A 16,333-nucleotide genomic window follows, 5' to 3' on the forward strand; every position below is an offset into this window, starting at 1 on the left:
AATTGTTCGGTATTTCACGAATGTGAAAAAGGAGCTGTACCAAAAAGTCATGTATTTGATGACTTTTTGGTACAGCTCCTTTTCTTAATCCCAAAACCTTATTTTTAACGCTTTATTAATGCTTCTTAACCTCAAGTCCCATATCTTTAATGAATCGAGATGGTGACGATTCACTAAAAGTCATTGTTAAGCGCTTCTTAGTTCTTGTAATGGCAACATAACATATCCTTCTATCCTCAAGGAGACTGCTCTCGCTGTAACTGCTATACCTTGTTGGAAGCCCCCCTTCTTTCATTCCTACTATGTATACGTGGTCATACTCTTCTCCCTGTGCACGATGTATTGTTTTTGCCACTGGTCCTTCCCAATCGCTCGCTTCTTCGTGAGTCCGAAGTGCAAGTTCTTGAAGGAGGGTGCTCAATGTTAATGGTTCATTATTCTGCACTATCGCTCTAAAGATGCCTATCTCCGATTCGTAGTTTTGGAATAATCCATTAATATCCTGATTGGAATATTTATTGAATATTTCCAATATTTCTACAAGATATGTTTTTAGATCAATTTTTCCATCTGTAAAAGATTTCAGTAGGCCAAGTAGATCTTTATCCCATTGGTCACCTTCCTGAAATGCTAGGTCAGCTGCTTCCTCTGAGAAAGACTTGTATAGATCTCCCTCTACAGCAATACTATCCATAATAATTTTCTCTGTATTAAAGGGGAGCTTTGGAAACATTCTTTGAGCAAGCTCCAAAACTCTGCTTAGATATCTAGTGCTAGAACTATGTGAACATAGATTCAAAATTGATTGTAGCCAATCCAATGGCACGCAATCAAGATCTGATTGGGTTCGATCCAATCTGATCTTAATAATTGGGCTCATGACTTCCATCACTTTCCTAGCCATCTTATTGGTTCTAGTTAATACAACAAAAGTTTCCTTTGGCGATTCCGAATATTTTTTTTTAATTTCGTTGGCTACATATAACAATTCATCCTTTTCCGAATGTAAATTAATGACTTCAATATTATCGGTGGGTTTTGACTGGAAGCTGACCGACTCTTTCCCAAGAAGTTTATTAGCCACTAACTGGATTCCTGGAGGACATCGAAAGTTATCGATAAATTGAAGTACGTTGGGTTTGAAGTGTTCTTTAAAAAAATGAGTAGGTCTTAGTTGCCGATCATATGTAAAGGAATAAATTAACTGATCTTCATTTGCCGCGGCAAAGATATTCTCATATTTGCCTCGTGTCATCTCCTTCAAAATTTGCATCCAAGCAAAAGGCGCACCATCCAACTCGTCTATGCAAATATAGCGATATGCTGATCTATAGAGATTTGTAACAAAAGGATAATCACGAAAGAGAAGAAATGTTTTGTATAGTATGGTGTCATAATCTAAAGCATTAATCTGCTCCAATTGATTGATGTATGCCCCAAAAATTTGTAATAATTCTTTCGCATCCATATTCTTTTGGGTACTGGCATAACTATTAACATCCGATTCCTTCCGTTCGATTAGGTTTCGCTGCATATTGCGAATAGTCGGCAACCACGCAGTTATGGGAATTGAAATCTTAATACCTTCTTTATCAAGTTCCATATGTATATCCTGAATGATACCTTGTAGGTCTTCTTCACTCGAATAAATTACAAAATCTGGACGAACATTTACATGCGATCCATTCTGTCTAAGTACGTCGGCGCAGAACGAGTGATATGTATGCGAAACTAATCTGTTTTCATACTTCCTCCCTTGAGGACAAGCTAGACGCCTTATAACATCTTTGCCCTTGTTTGTATAAGTCAAGGCAAGAATACGGAAGGACTCATTCACTGATTGAGCAAGAATTCTTTCTATCCTCTTTGCAATAACTGTAGTTTTTCCAGAACCTGCAACTCCTTGGATTAATACCATTCCGTCATCCCATTGGATTGCTTCTTGCTGAATAACTGTTGGAGAAAAAGTCTTCTCATCGCGCTGGTTCATTGGGCTAGTTCGACACACCTCTCAATAAAATCTTGTATTTCCTTGGGGATCCTTTGCAACAAATGATCATCTGATTCCAGTATCATACTCAAATCCAAAGCAGCCCCTATTTTTCCACCGAATTTCCGAGCCTCCATTAACTTTTCTAGATTTTTAAAATAGACTTCATCTTCTTCATTTTGACTACGTGAAGGGATATCCTCACCTAAAATAGTTTCATACTCACTTTTAAACCCGTTCATGATTAGATAAACTTCAAACGATTGGTGTTTAGGCATCAATTTAATAACCGTATCATCTATTTCATCCAAATAGGAAAAACCTACACCTCCGGCCTTAGATGCATTGTTAGCCTGCTCATGACCACCTTTATCTCCATCACAAAGCATCATCCAGGGGATCGACAACTGTTCCGCCAGACGAATAAAAGATTCTGGAGCCGCTCCTCCTTGTTGATAATCAATCACACTAATTCCATAAGCATCCAATGATGCTCCTTTAAGCTTCTTAGTTAAAAATTGAATCAGGAAAAAGTCCGATGGTCCTTCCAATAGAAGCCAAGCTCTAGCAAATAAAATATCACCTCGGGTTTTTTGAAGAAAATTAATTAATTGTTTTTTTTCACGACTTCCAATTAATCTTTGAGTCTCTTGATAGAATTGATCAATATTCGTTTGTATTTCTGTATTGCCTTTATAACATCCGGATAAACCTTCTTTTTCAAAATTTGATAGTCCTCTGCATACTGTTAATATCTCTTCTTCGGAATTGTATATAAATTCTGGATCCTTGCCATTGCTCTTTTGTTTCATGTACTGAGCCAATCCTTCCGTCTGTGGAAGATGTATACTCAATTCCTTGAATTGTAAATAATGCACACTAGTGAGGTTACCTTTTCTACGCAACAATCTTAAATCAGCCAAGTCAGCATTTTGCAAAATAAAAGGGGAATGGGTAGTGACTATCTTTTGATTTTTTATTTTCCCTAACTGCTCTGCTAATGAACGAATCGCATGAGGATGTAAGTGTGCTTCTGGTTCTTCAACGGCTAGGATAGGCTCAGCATGAACACCTATCGTTTCTAACAAGAATGTGGAAAAAGCTTCAAACAGCAATACCACCGATAAGCTTTGTGTGCCTTGCCCATGTCGATCAATGGGAAGATACACAGAGTCTTTGCTTCCTTTGAGATATAAATTCCCACTCTCCATAACCTCCCACGTGTGTAGGGGTAATGCACGCAGAGCTATTTCTACACCCTGATTTGCGGTGACAATAGATTGAATATCTTTTAACCTTACATCTAGTAGCTTCAAAATCGAATTAGAATCTCTGGAGCCAATTAACGTTTCATTCAATTGATGTAGCATTCCTTGTGTCGCTTCCACTTCGGATTTAGTTAAACCTCTAGCTCTCAAGAATTTAATCCAATATGGGCTTGTAGCACTAAAATATGCACCTATGTTACGTAAGGCGGAAAGATAAAACACACTAACTACTTGATGAAATTCCATCCGGTGAGATTCTGTAGATCTCTCTCCCATGGGCTCTTTCATGATATTTAAAAAGTGAAGGTTTACCGTATAATCTTTTTTAGAATCCTCATACTTTGATGACACTCGAGCAAATATTTTGTTTATCGCTTTTTCTGGATCACTTTCGGATGGGGTTTGAACAATGATTTCTCCAAAACGTGGAAGTCGTTCACTGATTTTACTCCATTCATCTTCCTTTGTTTCAGTAAATTCGTAATCGATTTCAATACCTTCGGACTCTTGGGGATGATCATTTTCGTTTCCCATATAAAAATCAAACTCATGGAAAGGAGCTTCTCGTTCAGAAGTTTTTAGCAAACCCAACCGAATAGCATCTAACAATGAAGTTTTTCCACTATTATTTTCACCAATGATAATTGTGTTATGATTTAGGGGGAAGTCAAGATTAACTAATCCCCTAAATCTTTTTATATGAACATTCGTTAATAACATTCTAATTTCTCCTGTAAAGTTCAATATTCAAAAAACATTAAATCATCGAGCCCTGCCTGATCCTCATCCAACTCTACGGCTTCAATGCCAAGATAGTACTCTGTTGGTTCCCTATCATAGAAAGATATCTCCCATTTTAGAAGCATACCGAAAAAAGGATCCTTTTGGACTTGATCAAATGATGTAGTTAACCAACCCTTAACTGCAGCTTCATAGACTAAAATCCAATACGGCCCATACAATGCATCTTCCGTCATTTTGTTTTCCCAGCGTCTTTTTAGGGATGCGCAGTCTGGCAATAGTCCTTGTTCAACTAGATCTAACGCAAGTAGTGCCACTATAGGGTCATCCATTTGGGCAAGCGGCTCTGAGGCTATATTATTCACCTCAATACTAAGAGAAAGACAAGTCCATAAAGCCCAGGCAACTTCAAATCCGGCTCCTTCCAGACTATATTTTATAACAATTTGGGACATGGTGTCGCTTATTTTGCTAATATCGAGGTTGTAGTCAAATTTGTCAGCGTATGTAAAAAGGATTCGACATATTATAGGTAAGGCTCGAGGATCAGCAAGGGCACACCTTAACAAAAATGCCTCATACAGATCCCAATTTTCCCTATGAATGTACACTTTGCTAATTTTCGACACACCAAACTTTGTCACACTTTCCTCAGGATGCTGATGGAAAAGGTCTGCCAGGTCACTGAAATAACGCAATAATTCAAACTTTTGCTCATAAACATTTGACTTCGCCTCATCAAATTTTTTGAATTTTGAGCTCCAACTCGAAAGAATCCTTTCAGGTAGAGGAATGATTTTCGTTTTGAAAGGATTTATTGAGAGATGGAATGAATCTAGTATCTCTTTGACCTTTTGCACCAACGTCTCCGCTGCTTCACGATCCTTCAAATAAAAATAAAAATCATCAATATAGCGGATTCCTTTTACATTGGGTATCTCGCAGATTATTTTTTCGTCTATTTCCTCTGCAAGCATTTCAGCAATTAATAGTGATGTGTCTGGACCAACCGTTAAACCTTGTTCACGTCTACTATTGGTATTCATTAAGAGATTAGGTAATTGGTCAAGTTTCAGCTTTTTATTCTTCAACTCTTTATGAGGATATTTAGTCAGCATTTCGGAAATCTTTCCAATAGTAATACTTTCATAAAATTTTTCTATGTCTAGTTGGAGTAAAAACTGGCTTTCGGTTGACAGTAATACTCTCTGAATCTGGAGTTCCGAAAAACTCGATTTAGTCTTTAATGCCCTCGTTCGAGCTTCCATTACAGTGCTTAAAGACATGAAATTACTCTCTTTCTTATTATTCAAATTGTAATAAGGTAGCATTACAGCTACTGCACGGGATAGTTGAATTTGTTGCCTAGGGTTAGGAATGTACACATCTCTACGGTCTTCTCCTCGTTTCGGAATCGAATACCTTACGGAGCAACTCTGTCTTTCTTCAAGTTTATCGAGCAGTTTTCTTATAGACGGAAGGAAGTGGACCAGCATCTCTGTTGAAAAGGGAGGAGGCAGTTCTGCCGGAAAATAACCCTTTTTAATAATATCCTCAAGCTTACCCTGCATGAATCTAGACCTCCTTAAATATCCTTGATATTGACTTTACAATTGTGTTAATTATATCAAATTTACAAGGTAAAGACATTGTTGCATAGCTTATTGGTGAGCATTGAAGTCCAGCTAATGTTTGTCGAGCATACGGGTCCTTTTTCAGACAGGATGGATTAAATGTGATCCATAATCCCTTACTAAACTACAATTTGTAGTATTTCGTCATTGCCTTGTTGCTTCACTTAAAACTTCCGACTCCCCTCCCTCTACTTGATCTTAATCGCCAACAGTATCTCAACCACTCAGACAATCCATACAACCTACAGCTCTCCGTCAGTTTGTTGTGCGGATCGCTCCTAAAAAACACATTAACACGAGTAAACACATCGAAGAACAATGACCAAATTATACGATAAGCTCTTTTAATATAAGAGCATGAGAGGATCGTTCCAAGGAGATTCTATTCCATTGAAACGGGTAATAAGAAATATCAGTCGCATCCTCAGCCAGCCCGATCAAGAAAAAGGAGCCATCCTGTAAAGAAAATTTGAGGTTTGAAAGAAAAGTGCACCTTCTGTGCACTGGAATCCGCCCAACGAACAACTCAGCACATGAGGCACACTACAATTGAAGTATAAGCAATCGAAGAGCAGAATCAATGAATTTCTCGTCACCTGCAGCATCGAACCAACCATGACAACTGGTTTGGAAGGTCGCTCCTTCGAGCGCAAATGCTCTACGCAGTGATGCTAATGCCGGCTTAAAGCGCTACATCATTATTATACGAAACGAACTCAAAATCCTTTAAGTAGAGACAATCCATAGTACCATATTGTGAAGCTCATTCGGGTCTTTCTCACATTGGAAACGAATCAAATTTGCTATAACGCAAATCACGCATTGGTGCAGGTTCGCCTGTCCTAGCTTCAGAAGGCCGCTTGTGGCAAACGAGCCACTAGGGGGATATTGTTTTTTCTTTTTTTGGTAATTTCTATATAGTAAAAGAATAACGACTCAGCAGAGGAGCATAACGCAGAATCATGCTTAGACGGATTTGGTTGATAGAAATAAGAGAAAACAAGCAGTTGATGCAGAAGCAAGTGGCCGAACGGGCTTTCATCGACCGCTCGTATTACGCCCAGATTGAAACCGGGGAGAGAAATCCCAGCTCCGAGGTTTCTAAAAGAAATTGCCAGAGTTCTTGGCTTTCACTATTCTATTTTTGAGCAGGGGAGTAATCCCTTTTACTATGCCTTGAACCACGCGCCTATCATTCTGGGTCAATGCGATGTCGATTTGCGATATACTTGGATTTTTAACCCCCATAGCGATTTTCAGCCTTATGGAGTCATCGGCAAAACCGATAGAGAAATCAACGACAATCCCGGCACACAGGCCTTGCAGCAATTAAAACAAGATGTGCTCGAAGCGAAAATTCCGATGAGCCGCGTAATCACCTTCCCTCTATCGGACGGCCCTATTTCTTATCAGGTGTTCGCCCACCCTCTGTTTGACGACAACGGTAAGCTCGTGGGGGTTGCCACTGCTTCTTCGGAAATTGCCAAGTACATCCGGAACGTAGCGCACAAAAAGCAGGGATAGAGGAACGGGGGAGTTCCTTTATCCCTGCTTTGCTTTCCGATAGGCTTGGTATCGGCGCCCTGCGGCCATAGTCGACTCGTAGACCGTTCTGCCGATGAGGTAGCCGACCTCCGTAACCGTTCCGGCATAGCGGTGCAGCGGCTCCCCGCCGAGGGCTGCGATCAGCACGGCATCCGACGTCGTCCCTGTTGCGTGCAGGTCTCCCTCGATCCGCTCATCCAATGCCTGCAGCGCTGCCGCCTTCGCCTCAGTCGCCGTCATCACCGCATTCACCATAGCTGCATCCGTCATGCTGCCGCGCACCAGCACGATCGTGTTGATCGTGCCCGGGTACAGCTGCGGCCTCGGCAGCGCCAGCCCCGCCCGCGCCTTGTTGCTGAGGCCGACCGTCACGATGCCGGTCACCTGCGCCTCGCCGTAGGCCGCACTCTCCACCGCTGCCTCCACAACATGGGCAGCCGTCATCAGGCAGGCCGTCTCCCGCGTCTCCAATCGCTGCGCTTCTAAGAACGACTCCATCTCCGCGATAGGGTCGTCGCAGTTGTACATCAAGTCCACTTGCTGGTTGATTATGTATTGGTGATAGCCTAGACCGCCACCCCAAGGGGATGAATTCAGCGTCCGGGCAGGCTGGTCCAATATGCCATGTGCGGCTTATTTGCGCCAAGTTGTATGACATACCAAAAGACTGCCCTGCACAAGGAGCAGTCTACTTTCATGTCCATCCTACATTACACATTCGAGTACAGCCTCGAGGTCCTGGTCCTGTTTCTTGTTATCTTACAAGCGATGTTCTATACTACCATGACGGATAAGGCAAACAGACCCAGTAAGAAGAACCCCCTTCATAATGGGAGCCCTAGCTTCGGTCATGAACGTTCCGTACCAACGCTACTCTGTGTTCTTACTTCCACTTTCAAGTATCTGCTTCACAAGCCTTTTCGGCGCGGCCCGCAGATACGCTTCCTTGATCAGACTAGCCATCTCGTCCCAATCGGCAGCTGTCGCTGTATCAAGCGAAACCCATCCGTGATGTCCGATATACGGCGTTTTGACATAGCCGCCCTTTTGGAGAAGCAAATATTGATGTTCTTTATCCGACTTGAAGGATAGTCCCGGAGGGCCTTCATTTTCTCCCATTATGACGAAGGATTTTCCCTTTACTTTGAAGACATTATGACCGAAGCCATCGACCAGCTCTTCTACCTCCGGCCATGAGCCGCAGATGGTTCTTACCCGTTCCAACATATCTATGCCTTGTTGAGATTTCAATAAAGTGTCCGCCTTTCTTATGATAGGAATACCATTTTATTAATAAACAATTTTACACTATATCGATTCCTATTTCATTGTAATGATTCCGGACGTATGCCTCTTATTTTTTGGCGGAGCCCATGTCGCGAAAACAAGAAAAATATCCCTACATCACTTTTCACGATGATGTAGGGATACTATTTTTCAAAGACTATTTCGTTGCGTCGGTTTGTTTAAGCATGTGTCCGGGAGACTATCACTTCTTGCTCGACTGCGCTACCAAACACGGGTTATGTTCGCATTAGAAATTAAGGAATTGTCCATGACTACTCTCATTGATTAAATATTTGATAATTCGCTTCACTACATAATCTGCAGCTTCTTCGATTGTAAACTTGCTTGTATCGATTTCGATTTCCGAGTTCCCAGGTCCGCTGCCTGCAGGCCCGTTTACATAAACCTCAATGTATTCTTTCCCAATGATGTCTTGCGCGATGTCCCGGTCATTATCGTACGGGTAATCATTCGCTACCAATGCAATAAGTCCTGCATCGTTCATCAATTTGGCCAGTTCCACCAATCGCCGCGGAGATTCTCCTTGGCCATTCGTGAGCAGCATGGTATGGTAGCCTGACGATACCAAACGCTTTTCGACCTCTTTGGCAATGCTGGATTTATCCGAAGACGAACCGGTGAACCAGAGGGTGAATGGATTCTGTCCTTTTAGCTGGGCACGTACATCTCTGGTGACTTCCGCATCTAGCCGTACCAATTTGTCGGAGCTTTGGAGTGCCTGGTCAATTACCCCGCAAGCGGATGTCATATTGGTTACGCGATCAATCAGAATAAATCCGCCAATGCTTTTATTTTGTTCAAAGGAATCGAAAACAATGTCATCCGATAAAGAAAATTCACATTTCGCCAACTCATTTTTAACAACATGATCTGCTGAAACCGTATTTCCGGTATTGATATCGATTTTATGAGTAATGGCCGTCACAGTACCCGGCAGGATCTTCGTTCCTACTTTGACCAAATAATTTTTACCTGGAGTCAGTACGGAATCATCCATCCAAAGAATCGTTGCGCTGAAGCTGTCCGCCTCTTGAATTTGTTCGTCTTTCGTAAATACGCAGCCCCGAGAAACGTCGACTTCACGGTCCAATTGTATCGTTACAGGTTGTCCGGCATAAGCGATATCCCGATCTTGATCCGTCACTAAAATACGTTTGACTTTTGCTTTTTCATGGCTAGGCAGCGTCGTCAGCTCATCGCCGACCGCAATACTTCCAGCCTCAATCTGGCCTTGGAAGCCGCGGAACGTATGGTCAGGCCGGCATACACGCTGAATGGGCATCATGAATTGTTTCGTATTGTCGGTTTGATGAACATCCACATTTTCTAAATACGACAACAACGGAAGGCCCTTATACCAAGGAGTATTGTCTGATTTTTTCGTAATATTATCCCCTTCTGTAGCAGAAACGGGAATCACCTGTATGCTTTGAAAGTTAAATTCAGCGGTCGTACGGGAAAAAGCTTCCTTGATCTCATCAAATATTTTTTGATCGAAGCCCACTAAATCCATTTTGTTCACAGCTAAAACAAGATGTTTAATTCCCATAAGTGCGCAAATCCGGGTATGTCGCTTGGTTTGGGTAATGACACCCTTCTTAGCGTCCACAAGAATGACCGCAAGGTCTGCAAAGGATGCGCCCACCGCCATGTTACGTGTATATTCTTCATGTCCCGGCGTGTCGGCTACGATAAAAGAGCGGTGATCCGTCGTAAAATACCGATACGCCACATCAATCGTGATCCCTTGTTCACGCTCGGCTAGCAAGCCGTCAAGAAGCAACGAGTAGTCAATTTTTCCGCCGCGGCTGCCAAGTCTGCTGTCCAGCTCTAATGCTTTTTCCTGATCAGCGAACAACAGCTTTGCATCATAAAGCATATGTCCGATTAAGGTGGATTTCCCGTCGTCTACACTTCCGCATGTAATAAATTTAAGCAGACTCTTCATCTTAGAAATAGCCCTCCCGTTTCCGTCTTTCCATACTTCCGGCCGCTTCCTGGTCAATTACCCGAGTTGTCCGTTCGGATGAAACTGCACCAAGCGTTTCTTCGATAATGGCATCCAGCGTATCTGCCTCCGACTCGGCGCCGCCGGTAAGCGGATAGCAGCCTAGCGTGCGGAAACGCATCTTCTTCATTTCGATTTTTTCATGGGGTTCGAGCTTCAGCCGGTCATCATCCACCATGATGAGATGTCCATCGCGTTCGAGAACGGGTCTTTCCTTCGCAAAATAGAGAGGCACAATATCAATGTTTTCTCTTCGAATGTATTGCCATATATCTTTTTCCGTCCAATTGGATATTGGGAAGACGCGGATGCTTTCGCCTTTATTGATTCTTGTGTTGAAAAGCTTCCACATTTCCGGCCGTTGGTTTTTCGGATCCCAAGCGTGATTCTTATTCCGGAACGAAAAAATCCGCTCTTTCGCACGCGACTTCTCCTCGTCCCGTCTTCCGCCGCCAAACGCAGCCGTAAATCCGTATTTGTCCAATCCCTGCTTTAACGCTTGGGTTTTCATAATATCGGTATAAGCGGCACCATGGTCAAACGGGTTGATCCCTTGTTGAACGCCTTCCTCATTCGAGTGAACAATCATTTCGATCCCAAATTCTTTCGCTTTGCGATCGCGGAATTCGATCATTTCTTTAAATTTCCACGTTGTATCAATATGCATGAAAGGAAATGGCGGTTTCTCAGGATAAAAAGCCTTCAACGCCAAATGCAGCATCACGGAGCTATCCTTACCGATCGAATACAACATCACGGGCTTTTCACATTCCGCCGCTACTTCTCGTATAATATAGATCGCTTCAGCCTCAAGTTGATCCAGATGTGTCATTTCATCTATGGAATCAAGCGTTAATTTCTCCATGGAAAGGTCCTCCCCTTTAATCCTCACTAAATCTATCGGTATTACATCATATAATAACAGATTGTGGCTTTTATGCAAAGTGGAAGAATCTAAAATTCTTTATATTTCGATCCTTTTCATCGGAGAATGTAATACTTTTTTCGAAAAGTGATCCGAAAAGGACTAACATAGAGAGGGGGAGTGAATTGGAAAGGTTTTGGGATGAGGGTAAGCCTGGATAAAACGTTGGGATATCGAGGTTTCGGCGCCGCGGCAAATCAGTTGCTTTCCTTTAAGGGGATAAAAAACCGAGCGACCAGGAAATTAAGCCTGAGTAACACTCGGATTGGTATAAAGATAGAGAATCGAGAATAGCAGTAGTTATTTGATTTCGGCAAGAAATTAATGGGTTGAAGTCGTCAACATAAACACTTGGTGTCTACTTCCCTATCACTGCCCCTTTAAGCTCACGCTCATTACCTTCTTCGCATAGTCAAGATGCTCATGATCTAACTTCACTTCCACGCGACCTCTTCGGCGCACCTCACGCCATTGAAGCAGCTCTTCCTCATTCTCCAGCTTTAATTCCGCTATTTCCTGTGCGCGGTCGAATATATACTTTGACGTAAAAGCAATGCTCCGAACTCCATGACCACCGGGGAGAATGATTTCTTTCCTTGTTTCCCACTCCTCAATCTCGAACACCACATAAAGCTTATCAGGAGGATTGTGCTTTGAGGGAATTACCGTGATTTCACCGCGTTTCACAATCTTCCAGTCCTTTATTTTTCCATAGTACTTCACGCCGACAATTTCGTTAGATTTACCGAAAAACTTCTTCGATTGATAGAGCGCAACATACTCCAGTTGTGTTAGCAGCCTGTGATTTGTGATATTTTCAAGCGGTGTATGGTAAAATTTATTCCGAAGCGCAATCTCCAATTGTTCCTCGCGACTCATGCAGCCCACTAATACATTCTTGCCGCTATACTTGTTATCGTAATATTCCTTCGACCCTCTTGGCCGGACAGCTCGCTCATATGCATTCTCCGGACTATCCAGAATGATCTCATCCAGGAACTCTTCCAACAATTTTGTAGACCCCGGCAGAAATGGAAACGCCCCTACATTAACGGACTTAATGCTTTTGTAAAAACGATGCTCCTTATACTTCTCCTCATCCGGGTAAGGGAACAACACATAGGCCCCAAACATCGTCCGCTCAAACTGCTCCGAGTCCTTTTCCGCATGAACGATGGCATCTCGGTAACGATGCATTGTATTGATGTCGCCCTCCTCCGGTCCTGGAAGTCCGTCATAGGTCGTATAATAAGCAGTCCCCGGCTCCGCAGGGTTCAAGCGATACTTTGCGTCGAACACATACTTATACTCAGTAGAAGTTTCTACTTTTCTAAGTGTAAGGACATTATCTGGTTTTTGTGTAAGTGTCGGTCCTCGAAGTGTCTGGTTGTAATACAATTTAAAAATTTCCCCGTTATTAGGGTTTCGGTAGGTTACTGTTGACGCGGCGGATTTCTTTAATTTAACGAAGATACCACTATAATCTAACTTGATAATGTCCTGTCTTACCAACTCATACTTCTTACTTAACAACTGATGTATTTTAAGAAAACACCAATACTCATACAAGGTGGCTAAATCCTTTAATGACAGCTGGAACAAGTCATCCTGAATGGCAAGACCTTTAAGCAACATAAGGTATGACTTATACACTTCACGATACCCCGGAGCCATCTGCATGATTAGGGAAACCGAAATCTGCTTCATGAATCCCACTTGTAGAAAGTCGAACTGAAGCACCCTTCGAACTTCTTTCTGCATGCGGGTTATCGTCTGTGCCAACACGGGATCCTCTAGACGCTTCTGGTCCTTCAGCAATTTCCACAAATCTTTCAGCTTCCGCTCAATACGGAGAAATACCCAACGAACAAATCGGTTTTCCTGCGTGTCATAATTAATGGTTCTTCGAGTATCCAATACATGCGTAGGAGCAAATCGTTCTCCTCTAACCTGAATCATTCCATTCGCCTGGTCTTTGACCAACAGTTGTGGATGCTTGCTTAAGTATTGTAAGGTTTTGTTATTAATTTTCTTTGCCCTCTCGGCTGGGACGATGCGTTGGTCTTGATGCATTTTGGTGTGCGGAGAACCTTCGATCCTTTGAACAGCGTGAATTAATTGGTCAAAAAGATAGCGTAATATCGTGAAATATTCCGTCAGACTCTGCTGGTTCGTCTCTTTAAGCCCGGTGAATTGGTACGTTTTACGCAGGAAGTCAAACGTTAGGTTATGTATCTGTTGATTAATATCCTGAAGAATGGAATGATAATCCCGCTTGTAATCCATCTTTACAGGGAAAACCTCCAGCCTAAGCTTCAATAGAGACGAACCGTACGAACGGAGCTCAAGCTCCGTAAATCCGATCTCATTCTGAAAATTTAAATTCCCCGATAAGATATGCTTTCCCTTAGGCATAATCGCTTCGCGCAAAGCGAGATTCTCATGAAAAAATGTTAAATCTATATCCGCTTTCTTCTCTACTAATAAACCATAGGTTTGCGTCTCATAGAAAGTAGGAAAACTAGCCTGGTTGTGCTGCCAAGGCTCTAACCCTCCATTTATAGGATTAAAAACAGCAATAGATTGAACTTGCAACGCTTCGTAGTTAGAAGATACGTGAAGATCCGCCTGCTCCCATTCCATCTCCTCTGTTCGATGCAGCTGCAACATATCAACCGTTGGGTGGTACGGTTTTCCTTCCAAATAGAGATCGAACAAATTCGTTTCAATGTGTAGAAGAATCACACTCTTCTTAAGAGACCCAGAATGAAGTGAATCCGTCATCATCGAGCCTCCGTAGCATGTAGATGAGCTTCCTTGCCGTTTGGGGGTATTTCACGTTATTGTCGTTTACGTGCTTTGCCCATACTTGCTCAATATCTCTTTCTCCATCCATGTATTCTTTGCTGTTAGAGGTAGATCCGTTAAGTGCTAACAACAGAAGCTCAATGATCACCTTTTTAACTACGGAATTATTCCCCTGTATTCGGGGGAGGATCTTCTGCATAATCTGCATATCCATAGCCTCATCGGCCGTCATTAAAGAAAAACGTTCGTTGTATATCAAGTAAAAACAGATCGAATCCCTGACACGAAAACCAACATGAGCATGGATATTTTCTAAGATCGCATTGATCTTTACCAACTGACTAACCGTGCTTTGGATGATATCTTTATACTCTGCGTATGCGTCCTTTAGTTGCAGGTAGTTACTTGTTAAGAAGCGCGCTGTTGGGTATACAGACTCCAACTCCTCTTCAGAAGAAGCAGCAGCTTCCTCTAAGTCTTTGAAATTGTCCAGTTGGATATGATTGAATTCGATAGTATTGGCTCGATCCAGTACCTTTTTACTAAAAGGATGCGTGGTTTCGTCCATATTTACCGTGCCAATGAAAAATACATTTTCAGGAATGCCAATATTACGGCCTACTTGATCTTCAGCCACAACCGTATCTGTCACAATGCAACCTTCTTGCCAACGCTGCGTTTCTAGGATACTAAGTAAATCACTGAAGTAATGCTCCACCCTCGCCAGATTCATTTCATCCAAACAAATAAAATATGGCTTCTGTTGATTCTCTAATGCGGATGCTACCTCAAGCACATAAGTTAGTTTGCCTCTGCGGAATGTTCCTCCGAGATCCTTGTAACCAATTAAATCAGATGGGTCATTCCAATCCGGTCTAACCGGAATAAGCGTAAACTGTCCGTTCGCCTCTGTTGCCCCAAGTGCTTCTGCGAACTTCTGGATGAGCTTTGTTTTTCCTGTACCGGATATCCCAGCTAGGATAACGAAAGGCTTTGTCTTCAAGGATAAGTAGAAGTTCTCAATCAATTTCTCAGGGTATGTAAAGCCTTGCTGCTGAATGTAGGCTTTCACCATTTGTAGATGAGCGTTCGTCTCCTCATCACTGAGAGTTACTAGCTCCACATCTTGATCTACTTCTTCAGCCTCGGAAAGCAAGGTGAATTCTGGCCAAGGGGTGTCCTTCGATTTGTTCTGGACAATACTTAACCCTTGCAGTGTAAAAGGGAAGAGATAGCCTTGATTTACCCCACCCTTTTTATTAATTGGCCCTTTCGAGATATGAAGCTGGAGTAAATCTTGAGAGATGGCTTCCAATGGTATAGGTGGATTCAATTCATGGTATTCGGTGACAACGAGACGTCCCTTCTCTTCCCACTGCTGATCGGACAAGCTAGCTGGCTTCGGTTGCTCGACCGCGGCTTCTTGGACCTGACTGACAGCGCGTAAAGCGCCAGTGGAATAATGAAGGATAATATCGTTAACTCTCACATCCTTCATCGTTTCCCAATGGTGCTGCGCCTTACCGCCAACGCTCTTAAGTGGAGCCCATAGAACCCCCTCTTTTTTCTGAGCGTTATACGAGGTCCCTTGACAAACCCACCAAATAGAAGGTTGATCTTCGGGGATTGGGACGTCGGTAGTGATAAATTTCAGCTCATACACAAATGGCTTGTCTGTTGCGTAAAACTCCAAGTACTCCGCAAATTGCTCGGGTACCGTGATCGGATTTCTGGTACTTGCCGCCTGGCTACGCTTCTGGAGCAAGTAATTATATGTAGAGTTAAACCTGGCTATCATGTAATCCTTAAGCTCTGAGTTAGTGTCATATCGAATTTGCAATGCTTCTCTATTTTGCTTTTTCTGATTGATCCGGCTTAAATTACACTCGAACTGATTTCCCTCGGCAATAAGAACGACTCTTTGACTTTGCCCAAGCGGTACCTCGATATTTTGATTTGCGGTAAAAAAATCCCCGTGAAAGTCCATTGGAATGTGCGTCCCGTAATCAAATATAGACCAATCAATTTGCTTACGTCCTATAAGGTTAGGAATGGTGTCATCTTTCCACCAACTACGGTTTGTTTTGATCATCGGATACCTACCTA

General features: G+C 42.6%; 11 protein-coding genes. 2 read left to right on the forward strand and 9 right to left on the reverse strand.

From position 1 onward, the window contains the following. Positions 1–115: 115 nt before the first annotated feature. Genes QMO62_RS14540 through QMO62_RS14550 form a run of 3 tightly spaced genes read right to left on the reverse strand, consistent with a single transcriptional unit; the run spans position 116 to position 5,570 of the window. Complete coding sequence (locus tag QMO62_RS14540; protein WP_284641977.1) at positions 116–1,990, reverse strand: UvrD-helicase domain-containing protein; 1,875 nt, start codon at positions 1,988–1,990, stop codon at positions 116–118. After that, positions 1,987–3,978, reverse strand: coding sequence for an ATP-dependent nuclease (locus tag QMO62_RS14545; protein ID WP_284641979.1), 1,992 nt, complete (start codon positions 3,976–3,978; stop codon positions 1,987–1,989). Before QMO62_RS14545 ends, QMO62_RS14540 begins: the two co-directional genes overlap by 4 nt. Positions 3,979–3,998: 20 nt before the next feature. Next, positions 3,999–5,570 carry an RNA-directed DNA polymerase gene (locus QMO62_RS14550; protein WP_284641981.1) on the reverse strand — a complete coding sequence of 524 codons (1,572 nt, stop codon included), beginning with the start codon at positions 5,568–5,570 and terminating at the stop codon, positions 3,999–4,001. Between the two features lie 1,025 nt (positions 5,571–6,595). Between QMO62_RS14550 and QMO62_RS33245 the strand changes: the two genes are divergently transcribed. Both QMO62_RS33245 and QMO62_RS14555 read left to right on the forward strand, forming a co-directional pair. Continuing rightward, positions 6,596–6,781, forward strand: coding sequence for a helix-turn-helix domain-containing protein (locus QMO62_RS33245; RefSeq protein WP_348651705.1), 186 nt, complete (start codon positions 6,596–6,598; stop codon positions 6,779–6,781). Next, entirely contained in the window at positions 6,699–7,157 is a 459-nt protein-coding gene (locus QMO62_RS14555) for a PAS domain-containing protein (protein WP_284641983.1), read from the forward strand. Before QMO62_RS33245 ends, QMO62_RS14555 begins: the two co-directional genes overlap by 83 nt. 18 nt (positions 7,158–7,175) lie before the next feature. Here QMO62_RS14555 and QMO62_RS14560 read toward each other — a convergent pair whose 3' ends face one another. The 6 genes from QMO62_RS14560 to QMO62_RS14585 all read right to left on the reverse strand — a co-directional run bounded on the left by QMO62_RS14560 (position 7,176) and on the right by QMO62_RS14585 (position 16,319). Continuing rightward, positions 7,176–7,796, reverse strand: coding sequence for an adenosylcobinamide amidohydrolase (locus QMO62_RS14560; protein ID WP_284641985.1), 621 nt, complete (start codon positions 7,794–7,796; stop codon positions 7,176–7,178). Positions 7,797–8,048: 252 nt separating this feature from the next. Next, the gene (locus tag QMO62_RS14565; protein ID WP_284641987.1) at positions 8,049–8,429 is read right to left on the reverse strand and encodes an MmcQ/YjbR family DNA-binding protein; all 381 of its coding nucleotides are present in this window, start codon (positions 8,427–8,429) and stop codon (positions 8,049–8,051) included. Between the two features lie 283 nt (positions 8,430–8,712). Continuing rightward, positions 8,713–10,434 (reverse strand): GTP-binding protein, encoded by a 1,722-nt coding sequence (locus QMO62_RS14570; RefSeq protein ID WP_284641990.1) that lies wholly within the window; start codon positions 10,432–10,434, stop codon positions 8,713–8,715. Between the two features lies 1 nt (position 10,435). Continuing rightward, entirely contained in the window at positions 10,436–11,359 is a 924-nt protein-coding gene (gene cysD, locus QMO62_RS14575) for a sulfate adenylyltransferase subunit CysD (protein WP_284641992.1), read from the reverse strand. 429 nt (positions 11,360–11,788) lie between these two features. Continuing rightward, a complete protein-coding gene (locus QMO62_RS14580) occupies positions 11,789–14,203 on the reverse strand; it encodes a DUF2357 domain-containing protein (RefSeq protein ID WP_284641994.1) in 2,415 nt (804 codons plus the stop codon). Next, positions 14,172–16,319 carry an McrB family protein gene (locus QMO62_RS14585; protein ID WP_284641996.1) on the reverse strand — a complete coding sequence of 716 codons (2,148 nt, stop codon included), beginning with the start codon at positions 16,317–16,319 and terminating at the stop codon, positions 14,172–14,174. Before QMO62_RS14585 ends, QMO62_RS14580 begins: the two co-directional genes overlap by 32 nt. Positions 16,320–16,333 lie beyond the last annotated feature (14 nt).

The organism is Paenibacillus silviterrae (assembly GCF_030167925.1).
GTDB classification, from domain to species: domain Bacteria; phylum Bacillota; class Bacilli; order Paenibacillales; family NBRC-103111; genus Paenibacillus_G; species Paenibacillus_G silviterrae.

Excerpts from the sequence above, each read along its gene's own strand:
- QMO62_RS14540 (WP_284641977.1), bottom strand. The coding sequence starts at position 1,990 with ATGAACCAGCGCGATGAGAAGACTTTTTCTCCAACAGTTATTCAGCAA.
- QMO62_RS14545 (WP_284641979.1), bottom strand. The coding sequence starts at position 3,978 with ATGTTATTAACGAATGTTCATATAAAAAGATTTAGGGGATTAGTTAAT.
- QMO62_RS14550 (WP_284641981.1), bottom strand. The coding sequence starts at position 5,570 with ATGCAGGGTAAGCTTGAGGATATTATTAAAAAGGGTTATTTTCCGGCA.
- QMO62_RS33245 (WP_348651705.1), top strand. The coding sequence starts at position 6,596 with ATGCTTAGACGGATTTGGTTGATAGAAATAAGAGAAAACAAGCAGTTG.
- QMO62_RS14570 (WP_284641990.1), bottom strand. The coding sequence starts at position 10,434 with ATGAAGAGTCTGCTTAAATTTATTACATGCGGAAGTGTAGACGACGGG.
- cysD (WP_284641992.1), bottom strand. The coding sequence starts at position 11,359 with ATGGAGAAATTAACGCTTGATTCCATAGATGAAATGACACATCTGGAT.
- QMO62_RS14580 (WP_284641994.1), bottom strand. The coding sequence starts at position 14,203 with ATGACGGATTCACTTCATTCTGGGTCTCTTAAGAAGAGTGTGATTCTT.
- QMO62_RS14585 (WP_284641996.1), bottom strand. The coding sequence starts at position 16,319 with ATGATCAAAACAAACCGTAGTTGGTGGAAAGATGACACCATTCCTAAC.